Consider the following 17,493-nt stretch of genomic DNA (forward strand, 5'->3'; position numbering starts at 1 on the left):
CATGTCCGCCGAACTCGATCCCGCCAAGATCCTCCGCGTCGAACGCCTGGTGTCGGCACCCCGGCCACTCGTGTTCGAAGCCTTTTCCGACGCCAGGCATCTGGACGCCTGGTGGGGACCAGACGGCTTCACCAACGATACACATGAGATGGAATTTTCGGTCGGAGGCCTTTGGCGCTACACGATGATCGGGCCAGACGGAAAACACTGGCCCAACTGGATTCGCTACACCGAAATTTCCCCGCCCTCCCGCATCGTCTACGACCATGGTGGCGAGATGGGAGAACCGGCGCATTTCATCGGAATCGTCTCGTTAGAAGAACGGGGAGACAAGACCATGGTCTCGCTGACGCTGGTCTTCCCGACGGCAGAAGCCCGTAACGCAACGCTGAAGTTCGGAGCCGTGGATGGCGGCCGCCAAACGCTCGCGAAACTGGATGCTTACGTCCAGAAACGGGCCGCCTGACGCTCATCCAGCGGCCGATAAGGCCGCCATACGCCCGGCGATCGCCCGGAAATCCTGCCGGAAACGTTCCATCTCCTGCATACGGCGATCCTCATCCGGCAAACGCAAAAGGTAGGAGGGATGGACGGTGACGAACAGCCGCCGCCCATCCTCCAGCATGCGCTCGCCCCGCATGTCGCCCAGTGGCCCGGTCTCGCCGGTCAGGGCGGCGACAGCGGTCGCGCCCATAGCGACGACCATGCGCGGTTTGACGAGGTCGATTTCCTTGGTTAGCCACCACCGGCATTTCTGCACCTCGCCCGCATTCGGACGCTGGTGGATGCGGCGTTTGCCGCGCGGTTCGTACTTGAAGTGCTTGACGGCATTGGTGAGATAGAGCGCACGGCGGTCGATTCCGGTCTCCTCCAGCACGCCATCGAGCAACCGGCCGGCCGGCCCGACGAACGGCCGACCCGCAAGGTCCTCCTCGTCGCCCGGCTGCTCCCCGACCAGCATGACGGAAGCTCGCTCTGGCCCCTCGCCGAAGACGGTCTGGGTCGCCTTGCAATGAAGCGGGCACAAGGTGCAGGTATTCGCCTCCTGACGCACCGCTTCCAACGTCTCCCCCGCGACGACGGGCGCGGGTTCCTCCTCCCGTCGCAGTCGGTGATGAAATGCCGGCGGCATCGTCGGCGCCTGGGCCGCCATTTCGATGACGCGCGCCTCCGCCGAGGCGATGAGGCCGGGAATGAGATCGGCCTCCGGCAGGTTCTTCCAGTATTTCTTGGGCATCTCGGTCGTCATCATTTTGACCTTTAGCCGCGCCGGATTGAAGATCGAGGCATAATAGGTGCGCCAGAGATCGTCGGTGTCATCCGACAGATCGGGTTTCTCCGCACCCTCGTCTGTCGCCCGCAACGTCGCCCCGTCCCACGATGCCGACCCTTTGGGAGATGCGATCAGCCAGTCCATGTCGGTGAACCGGCGCTGGAAGAACGGTGCGGTGCGGGCGACGATGAAATGGTCCGGCTCGAACCATGCCACGAACCGTCGCCGCCCCGCCTCTCCCGGCGCAAGCGGCATCTCCTTGAACCGCACAAACGCCGTCATCTTATGGCAATCCCGTCGCACCGATTTTGCCAGCCGATGCGCCGCCACCACGTCCACGTCCGTGCGCATGCCGAGCAGAGCACGGTCACCGGCCAATCGCCACAGCAGACGATAGAGCAGCGAAAAGCGTCCAGGATCGGAATGACAGATGACCGCTTCGGCCAGGTGAACGAAGGGCGCCGGAACCGTGGGCGGCCTCGCACCGGGTCGCGGTGAGGGCAAGACGCTGCCCGCGCTTGCGAACAGCCCGCCGCCCGCTCTGTCCGCACACAGCCAGGAGACCTTGTCTGGTTCGATCTCCCCCATCAGCAGAGCTCTGGCGGCGTCACGCCATTCCGCAAAATCACCCCTGCCCCTGAGCACGACCTCCTGCATCAGAACAACGCAAGCTGCTCGGGCGGCGGCGCGAAAAGCCCGCGAAGATCGCCCCGATCGGCAAGCCGCATCGGCGTCCAGCTCTCCGCGACAATGAACGGGCGCACCTTCTTCAGCGACACCCCGAGACGTTTCAGGTCATCAAGCCGCAACCGCCGGAAGCGGCGCGCCGCCAGAATGCCTGCCACCGTCTTCGTGCCGAAGCCAGGCACCCGCAGCAGCATCTCCTTCTCCGCCCGGTTGACGTCGACCGGAAAGCGGTCCCGGTGCGAGAGCGCCCAGGACAGTTTCGGATCGAGGTCGAGATCAAGCATGCCATCAGGTCGCGCGGACGTGATCTCGCCGATGTCGAAGCCGTAAAACCGATAGAGCCAGTCCGCCTGGTAGAGCCTGTGCTCCCGGATCAGCGGCGGCTTGACCAATGGCAGCTTGCTCGAGGCATCCGGGATCGGACTGAAGGCCGAATAGTAGACGCGTTTCAGATGGTAGCTGCCGTAGAGCCGCGCACTCGTGCCGAGAATGGTGGCATCGCTTGCCCCATCGGCACCGACGATCATCTGTGTACTCTGCCCCGCAGGCGCGAACACGCGCCGGCGTTTGGTCTTCAGCGTCGGCTCCGCCATGTCCTCGATCTTCAGCCGCAACGCGCCCATCGACCTGCGAATACCGGCCGGCTGTTTTTGCGGCGCGTAATCGGTAATTCCCTTGTCTGTCGGCAGTTCGATGTTGATCGACAGCCGGTCGGCATAAAGCCCCGCCTCCTCGATCAGCGCCTGCGATGCCTCAGGAATGGTCTTCAGGTGGATGTAACCGCGAAAATTATGGGTCGTCCGAAGCTCCCGCGCCACCCGCACCATCTCCTCCATCGTATGATCGGAAGAGCGGATGATGCCCGATGATAAAAACAACCCCTCGATATAGTTGCGTCGATAGAATTCGAGCGTCAGCCAGATGACCTCGTCAGGTGTGAAACGCGCCCGCGCAACATTGCTGGAGGAGCGGTTGATGCAATAGGCGCAGTCATAAATGCAGAAATTGGTGAGCAGGATCTTCAGCAACGAAATGCATCGTCCATCCGGCGCGTAGGCATGGCAGATGCCGGAGCCCTCCGTCGAACCGAGCCCTCCGGAGGCGGAGGAATTGCGCTTCACCGTGCCGCTGGATGCACACGATGCATCATATTTCGCCGCATCCGAAAGGATCGCGAGCCGTTCTTTCAGCGTCTTTACAACCATGTATGTTCACTATATGTTCCATTTCTAAAAGTCAAACATCGAAAGGTTGTGTTGTGATGGCTCTCGCCCGCTGTACGCCGCCCGGATCCGTGTCTGCTGACATCGTCTGTCACCATTGGCCTCTAGGAGACTTTTGATCGCTGTCGCCGTCGCGGGGATTCAATCAAAATTTCATATTTGTCCATTCACGCGCCGCGAGGCACTCTCCACGCCTCATCAAGGATTGCGCCATGCAGATCAGCAACGCCCGAGCAGCGACACCAGCCGGAAAGCGCGAATGGACCGGGCTTTTCATCCTGTCCATCGCCTGTCTCGTCTATTCCATGGACCTGTCGGTTCTGTTCCTTGCGATCCCGGCGATCACCGCCGACCTCGACCCATCGGCCGCCGAACTACTGTGGATCAACGACATCTACGGCTTCATGGTCGCAGGCTTCCTGGTCACCATGGGCACCCTCGGCGATCGCATCGGTCGACGCAAGATCCTGATGATCGGCGCCGTCGGCTTCGGCCTCGCCTCGCTGCTCGCCGCCTTCTCCTCCACTGCACAGATGCTGATCATCTCCCGCGCGCTTCTCGGCATCGCCGGCGCGACGATCGCGCCCTCGACGCTGTCGCTGATCGTCAACCTGTTCTCGGTGGAATCCGAGCGCAACCGTGCCATCGGCATCTGGGGCACCGCCTTTGCACTCGGCGGCCTGGTCGGCCCGCTCATCGGCGGCGTGCTGCTGGAATTCTTCCACTGGGGTTCCGTCTTCATTATCAACGTACCGATCATGCTCGGCCTCGTGTTGAGCGCGCCGTTCCTGCTGCCGGAATTTCGCAGCGACGACACCGCGAAGCTCGACCTACCTAGCGTCGGCCTTTCCATGGCAACCGTCCTGCCAGTCATCTATGGGCTAAAGCACATCGCCACCGACGGCTTTCAGGTCATTCACCTCGCACCCATTGCCGCCGGCATGCTGCTGGGCATCATCTTCATACGGAGGCAGAAAAAGCTCGAAAACCCGCTGATCGATCTATCGCTGTTCGCGATCCCGTCCTTCACGGCATCGCTTTTGGTAAACCTCTTCGGCGTGTTCTTCGTCTTCGGCATCTTCCTGTTCCAGAACCAGTTCCTGCAGCTGGTGATCGGCCTCTCTCCGCTGGACGCCGCAATCTGGTCGGCTGCGCCGGGCCTCGTCTTCACCATCATGTCGCTACAGGCCTGGCGCATTACAAACCGTCTCGGTTCCGTCAGGACGGTGCTCATCGGCCTCGTCGTCAACGCTTTGGGCGCAGCCGTCATGGCGGTCGCCGCCTATCAGCAAAACCTCTACCTCGTGCTGTTTGCGAGCATGATCATCGGTCTCGGCTTCGTGCCCGTGGTCTTGACCACGACCGGCCTGATCGTCGGCTCCGCCCCGCCCGAACGGGCCGGTGCCGCCTCGGCGATTTCCGAGACAGGCGCGGAATTCGGAGGCGCCATGGGTGTGGCGCTGCTCGGCAGCCTCGGCACGGTCATCTACCGCTTGACCATGCAGCCGGTCGATTTCGGTGAGGTGCCGCCCGCGCTCGCGGAAGGCGGGCGCTCGACACTCGCCAGCGCGCTTGAGACGGCAAAGACGTTCGGACTGACCAACGCCGGATGGCTGGAAGCGGCAAGGCAAGCCTTCTCCGCCGGTTTCGCGGTTTCCTGCGCCGTGGCGACTGTCACACTGCTTCTCCTCGCGCTGCTTGCCCGGCGCGTCTACGCCAGCGGAGCACCCCTCAATCCACAGGCAGTGCACGGACATGGCTGAACGGACATGCGCGTGTGTGACAAAAAATCTGGCAATTGCCGCGCACGTTCTGCTATAGTTTGAGCAAGGTTGATTTGAAACATGGTTCCGTAGCTTCGCTCCGGAGCCTGTTTTTCTTTTGTGTCTGCGGCAAAGCGGACAGGATAATGCAAAGGAAAAGGACATGGTAGAAAAGGTACCCATGACGCAGGGCGGCTTCACCAAGCTGCAGGAGGAACTGCGTTGGCGGCAACAGGAGGAGCGTCCGCGGATCATTGAAGCGATCGCGGAAGCCCGTGCCCATGGCGACCTGTCCGAAAACGCCGAGTATCACGCCGCCAAGGAAGCGCAGAGCCACAACGAAGGCCGCATCACCGAACTCGAGGATCTGATCGCGCGCGCGGAGGTCATCGACCTCTCCAAGATGTCCGGCGACAAGATCAAGTTCGGCGCGACGGTGAAACTCGTCGACGAGGACACCGACGAGGAAAAGACCTACCAGATCGTCGGCGATCAGGAAGCAGACGTGAAATCCGGCCGCATCTCGATTTCCTCCCCGATCGCGCGGGCGATGATCGGCAAGGAAGTCGGCGACTCCATCGAGGTCGTCGCCCCCGGCGGCTCCAAGGCCTACGAGATATTGGCCGTCAACTGGGGTTGATGGAAGGAGCAGTCCTCTGTCCAGCAGCCTAGAGCACACGAACGGCGACGATCGTCGCCGTGTCGTGAAGATCATGGGGCGTGTCGATCGCGGTCCGGGCAGGAACCCCCTCGCCCGCCAGATCCTTCAAGGCTTTGCCGAGCAGCGCGGTCTGCGCTTCACCTTCGATCCTGAGGCCCGCGACTACGACTGGTTGGCGGTTTACGAGAACCTGCCCGCAGCCGAAGGCGAGCGTCGTCCAGTCCGGGTCGAAGAGCTCGCATGCCCGCAGGAAAACACCATCCTCTTCACGACGGAACCGAGCGGCATCAAGATCTATGGCCGCACGTTCACCCGCCAGTTCGGTCACGTGGTCACGAGCCAGGAGCCGTTCGCGCTACGCCACCCGGGACGGATCTGGAGCCAGGCGGGCCTGCGCTGGTTCTATGGGAACGGCAGCAAGCACCTGATGACGGCTGACGAGATCCGCGATCATTTTCCGGAAAAAACCCGGATGATCGGCACCGTCTGCTCCACCAAGCGGCAGGGTCATACGCTCCATCGGCTGCGCTACGACTTCACGCAGGACATGGCCGCCCGCATGCCGGAACTCGACGTTTTCGGACGCGGCCACCGCCCCGTCGACGACAAGGCGGAGTCGATCGACCCCTACAAATATCACATCGCCATCGAGAACCATCTTGCCCAACATCATTTCACAGAGAAGCTGAGCGATGCCTTCCTCGGCCTCTCGCTACCGTTCTATTTCGGGGCGCCCAATGCGGCCGACTATTTCCCGTCCGACAGCTTTATCGCGATCGACATCCGCAAGCCTGACGAAGCACTGCGAGTCATGAAGCAGGCCATGGCGGACGGCGAATACGAGAAGCGGCTGCCAGCCATAAAAGAGGCCCGCCGCCGTGTGCTCGAGGATCACAATATCATCACGCTTATCGCCAACATAGTTGACGCAAATCCGGGCGGAAGCGGCGCCAAAAGAGGCGGCGGCACGATTAAAAGCCAACGCGCGGCGCGGCAGGGTCATCCCTTTCTGGCGGCGGGCGACTTCGCGTTTCGCGAGATCCTTCACTTCCGGAACCGCGTCGCTGGGTGGCTCTCCAGGTAGACCAGGCTTGCGCCGCCGCCCGGCAAAGCACCTCCTGCCTGATTGATCGGCCGCCCATTCTGGTCTAAGCCGCTCCAACTTTGCTGGAGAACCGAATTGTCCAAGAAACCCGTGGCACTGATAACCGGCGTGACCGGCCAGGATGGCGCCTACCTCGCAGACTTGCTCCTCGCCAAGGGCTACATGGTCCACGGCATCAAGCGCCGGTCATCCTCGTTCAACACAGGCCGGATCGAGCACATCTACGAGGATCCGCACGAACCGGACCAGCGCTTCGTTCTCCACTACGGCGACATGACGGATGCGACCAATCTCGTGCGCATCGTTCAGCAGACCCAACCGGATGAAATCTACAATCTGGCTGCGCAGAGCCATGTCCAGGTCAGTTTCGAGACGCCGGAATACACGGCAAACGCAGACGCGATCGGGACGTTGCGCATGCTCGAGGCCATCAGAATCCTCGGATTGGAGAAGAAGACCCGCTTCTACCAGGCCTCAACGTCTGAACTCTACGGAAGGGCGCAGGACGTTCCGCAAAGCGAAACGACGCCCTTCTACCCGCGCTCTCCCTACGCCGCCGCCAAGCTCTACGCCTACTGGATCGTGGTGAATTACCGGGAGGCCTATGGCCTGCACGCGTCCAACGGTATCCTCTTCAACCACGAAAGTCCGCTACGTGGCGAAACCTTCGTGACGCGCAAGATCACCCGCGCTGTGGCCGCCATTACGCTCGGCGTCCAGGACCAGTTGTTCCTCGGCAATCTCGACGCCAAGCGCGACTGGGGCCATGCGCGGGAGTATGTGCGCGGCATGTGGATGATGCTGCAGCAGCCGCAAGGCGACGACTACGTCCTGGCAACCGGCACCACGACGACAGTGCGCGAGTTCGTTCAATGGTCCTTTGCCGAAGCCGGCATCGACATTCGCTGGGAAGGCAAGGGACGCAATGAGAAGGGTTTTGATGCGAAGACCGGCAAGCTGCTCGTCAGCGTCGACCCGCGCTACTTCCGCCCGACGGAGGTCGATCTGCTGTTGGGCGATCCTTCCAAGGCTCACAAAGTCCTCGGCTGGCGCCACGAGACGAGCGCGCGGGACCTTGCCAGCGAAATGGTGCGCGAAGACATCAAGCTGATGCAGCGGGAACTGACGAACAAGGGTCGTGACTGATGTACGAGCTTTCGGGCAAGCGCGTATGGGTTGCAGGTCATCGCGGCATGGTCGGCAGTGCCGTCGCGCGGCGACTGGAGAGCGAAGGGTGCGAGGTTATCATCGCACCGCGGGACAGGATCGATCTCGAACGCCAGACTGATGTCGAACGCTTCGTCGACGAGACACATCCCAATGCCGTAATCATGGCCGCCGCCAAGGTCGGCGGCATTCTCGCAAACGACCGGCAACCCGTTGAATTTCTTCAGCGAAACCTGTCGATGGAGTTGAACGTCATCAAGACGGCTTATGATTTCGGCGTGGAAAAACTGCTGTTCCTCGGTTCCAGTTGTATCTATCCGAAACTCTCCGCGCAGCCCATTGAGGAAAGCGCCCTTCTGACCGGGCCACTCGAACCGACCAACGAATGGTACGCGATCGCCAAGATCGCCGGCATCAAGCTGTGCCAGGCCTACATGAAGGAAAGAGGCGCTCGGTTTATCTCGGCGATGCCCACCAACCTCTATGGACCCAACGACAACTTCGACCTGCAGACCAGCCATGTCCTGCCGGCCCTTATCCGCAAGGCACACGAGGCGAAGCGGGCAAACCTCGACCACGTGACGATCTGGGGCACCGGCTCACCTCTCCGCGAGTTCCTGTTCGTCGAGGACTGCGCAGACGCGCTGGTCTTTCTGATGCAACGTTACGAGGACTACGAGCACGTCAATGTCGGATCCGGCACTGACGTATCGATCCTCGAACTGATGACGATCGTCGCCGAGGTCGTCGGCTTCACCGGCCGGATCGAGACCGATCCGTCCAAGCCGGACGGAACGCCACGCAAGCTGATGTCCAACGCCAAGCTGGCGGGCATGGGCTGGACGCCGAAAACGAGCCTGCGCGATGGAATTTCACGGACATATGACTGGTATCTGACGACGCTGCAACCCCGACCGAACGGCAGCGTCTCCACACGGCCTACCGCCAGTTCTCGGTGATCCAGGGCGTTGGGCGCACGTGCTTGTAGAGTTTCTTGTACCACGCACTTGCTGGCCAAACGCCGATCTCGGCCTCGTCGGGATCCGGCTTCCCCGTAAAGGCGACCACCCGCGTTGCCGGCGGCAACGGCGCGACCTTGAAGAAGTTCATCGGCCATTTGGGCAGGAGCGTGTGCTTGAAGCTGACGCACCACTCCGCCGGCCAGTAGGTCATGCTGTCGACGGAGCCCGAAACATAGCGCTGCGAGATGCCGTACTTGGCAAACGGTGTTTCGGCATCCCTGTTGAAGTCGTCGAAGATATGGGTGTTGGTACCCACGCGCCAACGATAGACGGACGTGTTGCCGATCCCCTTGCCCGGCTGCGTCCAGTTCTCAGCGATGCAGAAGGTCTTGTCAGGCTTGTAATCGAAGAAATCGTCGAGCGGACCGGTTATTACGACGTCGAGATCGAGAAAGAGTACATCGCCTTCGAGATCGGCCAGCGGCGCCTGCCACAGCGAGATCTTGCGCCACGGCTTCCATGCGATCTTCGCCGGAATGTTGATCTCCGGCAACGGAAACACATGAACGGCCGGGTCGATGCCGGTGGCATCCTCGGTGAAGCAGACGAGCCGGGTCGGGCGCCGCGTGTTGCGCTTGATCATCGACCAGAGCCGGTTGACATAGTCACCGGGATAGCGCGTTCCCCATTTCATGCATACGATGGTCTGCACCACTTCACCGCTCCTGATACGCAGGCACAAGAGAATGGCCCGCTTTTAAGGCGCCTCATTAGACCATTTGCGCGCTGGAAGAAAGCGTGCGCACCGTCGGCTTCCGCGGTTGCTTGCTTCAGCGACGGTGGCTTGCTAGCGGAGTTCTCAGACGACACAGGAATGGTAAAAATCGATGAGTGATCCGCGTATACTCCAGCTGCTGCCGGCCCTTGGCGACGGCGGCGTCGAGCGGTCGGCGCTGGAGATGGCCGAATTCCTGAGTGGGCGCGGGATCAAGAACTGGGTCGCCAGTGCTGGCGGACCGCTGGTGGAGGCGGTCGAGGCAGCAGGCGCGGTGCACGTCACCGTACCCGTGGGAACCAAGGCGCCCTGGCGCATGATCTCGGCAGCACGCGCGGTGGCGAGACTGGTCGACACGGAAGGAATCGATATCTTACATGCCCGCAGCCGGGCCCCCGCCTGGGTCGCCTTGATGGCCAGGTGCTTCAGCACCCGCCCGGTCCGCTTTCTCACAACCTTCCACGGTGTCTACGGGCACGCCAGTGCGCTGAAGCGGCTTTACAACAGCGCCATGCTGCGCACGCCCGTGGTGATCGCGAACTCAGACTTCATTCGCAAGCACATCGTCGAAGTCTATGGATACCCTCGCGAGCAGATCATCGTGGCGCCGCGCGGCATCGATCCCCTGGTCTTCGATCCGGCGGGGATCGATCAGGCAACAACGGAGGCCATCCGCGCGGAATTTGGTGCCGGCGAGGAACACCGTCTCATCGTGATGGTGGGGCGCATCACAAGCTGGAAGGGCCACGCGATCCTTCTGGACGCCTTCGCGCGTCTTGCCGACCCGACACTGCGGCTTGCCTTTGTCGGCAGCGGCGCGGCATCCGTAATATCGGAACTAAAGACGCAGGCGGAACGGCTCGGCGTAACGGACCGGCTGATCTTTGCCGGAAGCCGGCGCGACGTTCCGGCCGTGCTTGCCGCCGCCGATCTCGCCGTCTCGGCTTCGACCCGCCCGGAAGCATTCGGACGCGCGGCGATAGAGGCACAGGCCATGCAAACGCCGGTCATTGCCACAAACCACGGCGGCAGTCGCGAAACGGTTCTGCCCTCAGAAACGGGCTGGCTGGTCGAACCGGGCGATGCCGCCGCTATGGAAGAGGCTATTCGCGATGCACTAGCCGACCCGGACCGCTTGCGGGAGATGGGCAGCAAGGGCCGTGCCCATGTTCTCGATCACTTCACCACCCAGTTCATGCTTGAACAGGAATATTCCGCCTACGAGCGGATCATGTCCGAAAGCGCGGATAGTCAGTCATGACGAATGGCAGGAGGCCGACAGTCTGGGTGTTGACGGACGGCAAGGCTGGCGATGAGCAGCCGTTGATCGGCGTTGCCGAAGCGCTCGGCGTTACACCCGTTCTCCGCCGGCTCCGTCCACGGCGCGTCTTTTCCTGGTTCATGCCCTGGGGGCCGATCGATCCGCGCGAGGCGCCCAACCAACTCGGCTCGCCGATCGCACCTCCCTACCCGGACATCTGCCTTGCGACCGGTCGCCGGGCGGTCTCCTATCTTCGACGGCTCAAGGTGCTGTCGCCGAAGACGTTGACGGTTTTCTTCAAGGACCCTCGAACGTCGCGCCACGGAGCCGATCTACTCATCGTGCAGCATCACGATCGGCCGGCCTTGGCTGACAACATACTTGCCGTGACGACGGCGCCCAACCGCACGCCGCTGGCACGTCTGGACACGATCCGTCGGACTCCACCACCTCACCTCGTCGCCCTTCCCCATCCCCGCATTGCCGTGCTCGTCGGCGGCGATAGTCGTCACTCCCGTTTCACGCCCGACGACATCGACGCGTTCGCCTCAGCCCTGGAAAGCCTGCACGATCGTGGTACTTCTCTGATGATAACGACTTCGCGAAGGACGCCGCGAGAACTTGCAGACCGTCTTGCGACGCTTGGCGAACGGAACAGAGTGAATTTCTGGACCGGAACTGGCGAAAATCCGCTGGCGGGATATCTCGCACTTGCCGACGAGGTGGTCGTCACCGCCGACTCCACCAACATGATCGGCGAGGCAGCCGGCACAGGACGGCCGATCCGGCTGTTTTACCCGTCCGGTGGACACCGGAAAATCGATCGCTTCATCGCAGCCTTGTCAGTCCAAGCCAACATCGGGCGCTTTCCGGGCAATCAGGTCATGACCGGTTACGAGCCGGTCAACTCGACGTCATTGATCGCGAACCGAATCCTGGAAAAGTGGCAAACCATGCGGCAAAAGCAGCCATGGTGATACTCGCCCTCAGACCTCGACAAGCCCCAGCCGCTTGACCTGGCGGATCGTCAGCATGGTCCGGACGGTATCGACATTGTCGTGCGCGGTCAGCACCTCGATCACGAAATCCTGGAACTGAGTGAGGTTGGCCGCCACACAATGCAGCAGGAAATCGCTCTCCCCAGACACCATCCAGGCCTGGCGGACGATCGGCCAGCCTTCGCTGGCGGCCGCGAATGCCTTGAGTTCCGATTCCGATTGGTGCTTGAGCCCCACCATGCAGAACGCCACGAGATCGAAACCCAGCTTTCGCGCGTTGAGCATCGCGTGATAGCCCTCGATGATCCCCGCCTCCTCCAGCTTGCGCACGCGTCTGAGGCAAGGAGGCGCGGAGATGCCGACCCTGTCGGACAGTTCCACATTGGTCATTCGACCGTCGCGCTGAAGCTCGCGGAGAATTTTGAGGTCGATTGCATCGAGTTCGGCGCGCAACAAAGACATACCTTTCAACGTCGGCAATGCACCAGTTTGTAGCGAAGAGGTTGCCTGACGCAAGAATATGTCGCACTTGTGAACAATTATTACGATGTGCGTTTTTGCCCTGTGGCTATTGCAGGGCTGACCTTGAATAAATGCATGGAGGGACCGTAAATGAACCGGCTATTGCGCCCTGCACCAACGCATCCCATCTAAATCGTTCCGATGCGATACGGCGAGTTGAAAGGACATTTGACATGACGGCCCGTCACACCAAGGCGCTCATCATCGGCTCCGGCCCCGCCGGCTATACCGCAGCAATCTACGCCGCCCGCGCCATGCTGAAGCCGGTCCTCATCGCCGGCATGGAACAGGGCGGTCAGTTGATGATCACCACCGATGTGGAAAACTATCCCGGTTTCGCTGATCCGATCCAGGGGCCCTTCCTGATGGAACAGATGCTCAACCAGGCGGTCCATGTCGGAGCGGAGATCGTCAACGATATCGTCACAGAGGTCGAGCTTTCCCGGCGCCCGTTCACGGTGCGCACCGACAGCGGCGCCGTCTGGACGGCCGACACGCTGATCATCGCCACGGGTGCCAAGGCCAAGTGGCTCGGCATCGAGAGCGAGCAGCACTTCCAGGGCTTCGGCGTGTCCGCGTGCGCGACCTGCGACGGCTTCTTCTACCGCAACAAGGACGTTATCGTAGTCGGCGGCGGAAATTCGGCCGTTGAGGAAGCACTCTACCTCTCCAACATCACGAAGTCCGTCACCGTCGTCCATCGCCGCGACAGCTTCCGTTCGGAGAAGATCCTCCAGGAGCGGTTGTTCGCCAAGGAGAACATCAACGTCCTCTGGAATACCGAGGTAGCCGAGATCACAGGAACGCCGGCCAAGCCGCCGATGCCGCCGTCTGTCTCGGGTGTCAAGCTACGCGACACCCGCAGCGGCGCGATCACGGAAATGCCGATCGACGGCGTGTTCGTTGCCATCGGCCACGCGCCGGCTGTCGAACTGTTCAAGGGCAAGCTGAAGATGAAACCGAACGGCTACCTGTGGACCGCGCCGGATTCGACCGCCACCGATGTGGAAGGCGTATTCGCCGCCGGCGACGTGACCGACGATGTCTTCCGTCAGGCGATCACCGCCGCCGGAATGGGCTGCATGGCCGCACTCGAGGCTGAACGTTATCTGACCGCCGTGGAAACACGGCGCGAAGCGGCAGAGTGACGATCATGAGAGGGGGAGGCATGCCGCTCGACTGGGACAAGCTGCGCATTTTTCATGCGGCAGCTGAAGCCGGCTCCTTCACCCATGCGGCCGATAAGCTGCACCTCTCCCAATCGGCCATCAGTCGCCAGGTGAGCGCGCTGGAGATGGACATCGGCGTCAAGTTGTTCCATCGCCACGCGCGAGGCCTCATCCTGAGCGAACAGGGGGAACTGCTCTACCGCACCGCCCATGAGGTACTGCTGAAACTCGAAACGGTGAAGATGCAGCTGACGGAGGCCACCGAAAAGCCGACCGGCAAGTTGCGCGTCACCACGACAGTCGGCCTCGGCCAGGGCTGGCTGACCGACAAGGTGCAAGAGTTCCTGCAGCTATACCCGGACATGTCGATCCAGTTGCTTCTCGACAACGAGGAGCTTGACGTCAATATGCGCCACGCCGATTGCGCGATCCGGCTGCGCCAGCCGCAGCAGTCGGATCTCATCCAGCGCAAGCTGTTCACCGTGCACATGCATGTCTACGCCTCCCCCTCCTACATCAACAGGTATGGCGAGCCGCAGTCGATCGAGGATCTCGACAATCACCGGATCATCACGTTCGGTGAACCGGCACCCGCCTATCTGCTGGATGTGAACTGGCTGGAGATCGCAGGACGCAATTCAGACAATCCGCGCATGCCGCACCTGCAGATCAACAGCCTGACCTCGATCAAGCGGGCATGCCTCTTGGGAATCGGAATAGCGATGCTTCCGGACTATATCGTCGGTCGCGACCCTGGCCTTCTTCAACTGGTTACAAACGCCGACGTGCCGTCTTTCGACACCTATTTCTGCTATCCTGACGAAATGAAGAATGCCGCCAAGTTGAAAGCCTTCCGCGATTTCATCGTGGCCAAGGCACGCAACTGGAATTTCTGACAAGTCGGGCCGACAGCAAAGTGCTACCATCTGAAGGGCTTTCGACGCATACGACATAAATTTGCCCTCACGTCGGCTACGTCTAGAAGTAGAAATGCATGTGATGCATGCCTGACATGCACAAAAACACATTGTTCACTGCACAAAAAACCACCATATCGCACACAGCTGATGCACATGGCGGCTTTCCTCCCAGTTCCGCCGCAGCAGCTGTTCCCCTCTGGAGGTTTTTGACCTTCACACTTCAAAGGGCCCTGGAGCGATCCGGTGGCCCTCTTTTTTTTGCCCCTGCTGAACTTTTTCCCAGCTCGTGCGTTTTCGAGCCGATCAGCCGAAACGATCTGCCATCACCCGAACGTGAATTGACGGAAGGCAATTGCGACCGCTTCGAATGGTCGTCAATCTGCCCGGCGCAGGAATTAGGCACGACGCATGAATGACATTCTCAAGGCACTCGCTAGTCCGGTTCGCATGGATATGCTGAAATGGTTGAAGGAGCCCGAACAATATTTCGGCGAGCAGGCACAGCCCTTCACCACCGGCGTTTCCGCCAGCCAGTTCGAGCGCTGCGGACTGTCGCAGTCCACTGTCTCGGCCCATCTTTCGGTCTTGCAAAGAGCGGGGCTCGTCACCACATCCCGACACGGACAGTGGGTCTACTACAGGCGCGATGAGAACGCGATCAGACGTTTTCTTGCGGACCTGCAATCGACACTCTGACCAGGCGCGCCAGCGCTCCCATCAGATTTCCCACCTGCAATACCCTCCCGATTGCACTTTCCTTTTGAAAGGATCACCGATGCCGTCACTCTTCGATCCCATGACCGTGGGAGGCATCCCCGTCGCCAACCGTATCGCCATGGCCCCGCTGACCCGAAACCGGTCCCCGGGCGCTGTTCCGAACGATCTGAACGTCACCTACTACGAGCAGCGCGCCTCCGCAGGCCTGATCGTCACCGAAGGCACGCCAATCAGTCAGCAGGGCCAGGGCTATGCCGATGTGCCCGGGCTCTACCTTCCCGAGTCGATCGAAGGATGGAAACGCGTAACCGAAGCGGTCCACAAGGCGGGCGGCAAGATCGTCACCCAAATCTGGCATGTCGGCCGGGTGTCGCACACCTCGCTTCAGCCAAATGGCGGCGCACCCGTCGCACCTTCGGCCATAACCGCAAAATCGAAGACGTACATCATCAATCCCGACGGAACCGGCGCCTTTGCCGATACATCCGCACCGCGCGCTCTCGATATCTCTGAAATTCCGGGCATCCTCGAGGACTACCGCAAGGCTGCCCGCGCTGCAGTCGATGCCGGTTTCGATGGGGTGGAGATACACGCCGCAAACGGCTATCTTATCGACCAGTTTCTCCGGTCCGGGACCAACCATCGCACGGATGCCTATGGCGGCTCGATCGAAAACCGCGTCCGCTTCGCCGTCGAAGTTGTTGAAGCGGTGACGAAAGAGATCGGCGGTAGCCGCACGGGCATTCGCATCTCCCCCGTCACCCCTGCCAACGATGCCTCTGATCCGAACCCGCAACCGCTGTTTGATCTTCTCGTGTCGAAACTGGCCGATTTCGACCTTGCCTTCATTCATGTCATCGAAGGCGCAACCGGTGGGGCACGTGACTTCCAACAGGGCGACAAGCCGTTCGACTGGGCGGGCATGCGCGAGGCTTATCGCAAGGCCGGCGGTAAGGGTGCCTGGATGGTCAACAACGGCTATGACCGCGACAGCGCCATGGAAGCGGTGGAAAGCGGACGCGCCGACATGGTCTCCTTCGGCAAGCTGTTCATCTCGAACCCGGATCTGCCGGAGCGGCTGGAAAAGAACCTGCCGCTCGCCGATGCCAACCGGGAAACCTTTTATGGCGGGGGCGCGCCCGGGTATACGGACTATCCGACCGTGGCCTGATACCTGGCGTCGCGGTCCCGCGAAGAGCGGGACGCCGCCTGAAGCGTCCAAATCACATGACGAATTTTGCTAAGGGTCGGCGGCCTCCGCCGGCCCTTTCGCATTGATCGAAAGGCCCTGCCCTCTAGCATCTTTTGCAAGCGGGAGCGCTCCGCAACATCACTCAGGGCGCATCTTCATATAGCGCAGAAGACCCTCCACGAGCGCGTCGAACGTGACGCGACAGCGCGGCGCTGTCCTCAGGCTTTCGTGCATGACGACATAGGTATCGAGATGCAGATCCAGCATGCATGGCAAAATCGGCACGAGCTCTGGATCCTTTATAGCGAGGCCGACCTGACAGATACCGATACCGGCTCCGGCCCTTATCATGGACAGCTGTGCAACATTGCTGTCCGTCCGCACGGCGAAACGCAACTCTCCCAGTTCCGGGTTGGCTTTCAGTACGGAGCGAACATAGGCCATTTGTCGGTCGAAACCGATGAGGCGGTGCGCGCGAAGCTCGTCTGCGGTGCGTGGAAGACCGTGGCGCACCACGTAGCTGCGATGGGCGAAGAACCCCAGCGGAATTGCTCCAATACGTCGGCTGATCAAGGCCTCCTGTGCGGGAGCAACCATGCGCACGGCAATATCCGCCTCCTGACGCAACAGATCCTCAACCGCATCGGAAACGGATAGCTCTGCGTTGAGATCGGGGTACTGCTCCAGCAGATCTGCAAGGATGGGCGGCAGCACTTCGATGCCCATGACCTCGCTGGAACTGATCCGAACCGTGCCGCGTGGCGTCTGCGTGTCTCCAGAAGCAGTCCGTGCAAGCGCATCTGCGGAAGCCGCCATCGCTTCGGCGTGCGGCAGCATCTCCCGCGCCGTGACGGTCGGCAACAGTCCTTGCTGCGATCGTAGGAAGAGTGGGGATCCGGACGCGCGTTCGAGTGCATCGATGTGACGGCCGACCGTCGGCTGTGTCAGTCCGAGTTCGCGCGCGGCGGCAGACAGGGAACCGTGTGTCAAAACGGCGAGAAACGTCCTGTAGTGGCTCCAGTCAAGCACGGGGATCATGCATTTTTGTATATCACGTCAACAATAATATGCAATTTCGAATACACAGAGGCTATGGCA

17 protein-coding genes are annotated in these 17,493 nt (G+C 61.1%); 12 read left to right on the top strand and 5 right to left on the bottom strand.

All coding sequences use genetic code 11. The features are described from left to right. Window position 1 precedes the first annotated feature (1 nt). Window positions 2-466, top strand: coding sequence for an SRPBCC family protein (locus J5J09_RS14440; RefSeq protein WP_208551583.1), 465 nt, complete (start codon window positions 2-4; stop codon window positions 464-466). A 3-nt stretch (window positions 467-469) separates the two neighbouring features. Here J5J09_RS14440 and J5J09_RS14445 read toward each other — a convergent pair whose 3' ends face one another. Together J5J09_RS14445 and J5J09_RS14450 are read right to left on the bottom strand one after the other, a co-directional pair. Then, window positions 470-1,930 carry a UdgX family uracil-DNA binding protein gene (locus tag J5J09_RS14445; RefSeq protein ID WP_208551584.1) on the bottom strand — a complete coding sequence of 487 codons (1,461 nt, stop codon included), beginning with the start codon at window positions 1,928-1,930 and terminating at the stop codon, window positions 470-472. Beyond that, the gene (locus J5J09_RS14450) at window positions 1,930-3,165 is read right to left on the bottom strand and encodes a putative DNA modification/repair radical SAM protein (RefSeq protein WP_208551585.1); all 1,236 of its coding nucleotides are present in this window, start codon (window positions 3,163-3,165) and stop codon (window positions 1,930-1,932) included. Before J5J09_RS14450 ends, J5J09_RS14445 begins: the two co-directional genes overlap by 1 nt. Window positions 3,166-3,395: 230 nt before the next feature. On the opposite strand from J5J09_RS14450, the gene J5J09_RS14455 reads away from it, so the two are divergent. The 5 genes from J5J09_RS14455 to J5J09_RS14475 all read left to right on the top strand — a co-directional run bounded on the left by J5J09_RS14455 (window position 3,396) and on the right by J5J09_RS14475 (window position 8,838). Continuing rightward, window positions 3,396-4,946 (top strand): MFS transporter, encoded by a 1,551-nt coding sequence (locus J5J09_RS14455; protein WP_208551586.1) that lies wholly within the window; start codon window positions 3,396-3,398, stop codon window positions 4,944-4,946. A 163-nt stretch (window positions 4,947-5,109) separates the two neighbouring features. Continuing rightward, complete coding sequence (gene greA, locus J5J09_RS14460; RefSeq protein ID WP_208551587.1) at window positions 5,110-5,586, top strand: transcription elongation factor GreA; 477 nt, start codon at window positions 5,110-5,112, stop codon at window positions 5,584-5,586. Window positions 5,587-5,659: 73 nt separating this feature from the next. Beyond that, window positions 5,660-6,691 carry a glycosyltransferase family 10 gene (locus J5J09_RS14465; RefSeq protein ID WP_210387963.1) on the top strand — a complete coding sequence of 344 codons (1,032 nt, stop codon included), beginning with the start codon at window positions 5,660-5,662 and terminating at the stop codon, window positions 6,689-6,691. Window positions 6,692-6,787: 96 nt separating this feature from the next. After that, a complete protein-coding gene (gene gmd / locus J5J09_RS14470) occupies window positions 6,788-7,858 on the top strand; it encodes a GDP-mannose 4,6-dehydratase (RefSeq protein ID WP_208551588.1) in 1,071 nt (356 codons plus the stop codon). Next, window positions 7,858-8,838: a GDP-L-fucose synthase gene (locus J5J09_RS14475; protein ID WP_208551589.1), complete on the top strand. Its 981-nt coding sequence runs from the start codon at window positions 7,858-7,860 to the stop codon at window positions 8,836-8,838. The genes gmd and J5J09_RS14475 overlap by 1 nt, the downstream gene beginning before the upstream one ends. Here J5J09_RS14475 and J5J09_RS14480 read toward each other — a convergent pair. Then, window positions 8,819-9,553: a hypothetical protein gene (locus tag J5J09_RS14480; RefSeq protein ID WP_348646464.1), complete on the bottom strand. Its 735-nt coding sequence runs from the start codon at window positions 9,551-9,553 to the stop codon at window positions 8,819-8,821. The two genes, J5J09_RS14475 and J5J09_RS14480, sit on opposite strands and share 20 nt — an antisense overlap. 175 nt (window positions 9,554-9,728) lie before the next feature. Between J5J09_RS14480 and J5J09_RS14485 the strand changes: the two genes are divergently transcribed. Together J5J09_RS14485 and J5J09_RS14490 are read left to right on the top strand one after the other, a co-directional pair. Next, a complete protein-coding gene (locus J5J09_RS14485; protein WP_208551591.1) occupies window positions 9,729-10,877 on the top strand; it encodes a glycosyltransferase family 4 protein in 1,149 nt (382 codons plus the stop codon). After that, the gene (locus J5J09_RS14490) at window positions 10,874-11,854 is read left to right on the top strand and encodes a mitochondrial fission ELM1 family protein (protein ID WP_208551592.1); all 981 of its coding nucleotides are present in this window, start codon (window positions 10,874-10,876) and stop codon (window positions 11,852-11,854) included. Before J5J09_RS14485 ends, J5J09_RS14490 begins: the two co-directional genes overlap by 4 nt. 9 nt (window positions 11,855-11,863) lie before the next feature. Here the strand turns inward: J5J09_RS14490 and J5J09_RS14495 are convergent, their stop codons facing one another. Beyond that, window positions 11,864-12,331 carry an Lrp/AsnC family transcriptional regulator gene (locus tag J5J09_RS14495; protein ID WP_208553594.1) on the bottom strand — a complete coding sequence of 156 codons (468 nt, stop codon included), beginning with the start codon at window positions 12,329-12,331 and terminating at the stop codon, window positions 11,864-11,866. A 239-nt stretch (window positions 12,332-12,570) separates the two neighbouring features. Between J5J09_RS14495 and trxB the strand changes: the two genes are divergently transcribed. The 4 genes from trxB to J5J09_RS14515 all read left to right on the top strand — a co-directional run bounded on the left by trxB (window position 12,571) and on the right by J5J09_RS14515 (window position 16,374). Next, complete coding sequence (gene trxB, locus J5J09_RS14500; protein ID WP_208551593.1) at window positions 12,571-13,545, top strand: thioredoxin-disulfide reductase; 975 nt, start codon at window positions 12,571-12,573, stop codon at window positions 13,543-13,545. Between the two features lie 20 nt (window positions 13,546-13,565). After that, window positions 13,566-14,462 carry a LysR family transcriptional regulator VtlR gene (locus J5J09_RS14505; protein WP_208553595.1) on the top strand — a complete coding sequence of 299 codons (897 nt, stop codon included), beginning with the start codon at window positions 13,566-13,568 and terminating at the stop codon, window positions 14,460-14,462. Between the two features lie 432 nt (window positions 14,463-14,894). Further along, window positions 14,895-15,182 carry a metalloregulator ArsR/SmtB family transcription factor gene (locus J5J09_RS14510; protein ID WP_208551594.1) on the top strand — a complete coding sequence of 96 codons (288 nt, stop codon included), beginning with the start codon at window positions 14,895-14,897 and terminating at the stop codon, window positions 15,180-15,182. 79 nt (window positions 15,183-15,261) lie between these two features. Then, window positions 15,262-16,374 (top strand): alkene reductase, encoded by a 1,113-nt coding sequence (locus tag J5J09_RS14515; RefSeq protein WP_208551595.1) that lies wholly within the window; start codon window positions 15,262-15,264, stop codon window positions 16,372-16,374. A 159-nt stretch (window positions 16,375-16,533) separates the two neighbouring features. Here J5J09_RS14515 and J5J09_RS14520 read toward each other — a convergent pair whose 3' ends face one another. Continuing rightward, a complete protein-coding gene (locus J5J09_RS14520) occupies window positions 16,534-17,433 on the bottom strand; it encodes a LysR family transcriptional regulator (RefSeq protein ID WP_208551596.1) in 900 nt (299 codons plus the stop codon). Between the last annotated feature and the right edge of the window lie 60 nt (window positions 17,434-17,493).

The organism is Ciceribacter sp. L1K22, from assembly GCF_017599385.1.
Lineage (GTDB): Bacteria > Pseudomonadota > Alphaproteobacteria > Rhizobiales > Rhizobiaceae > Allorhizobium.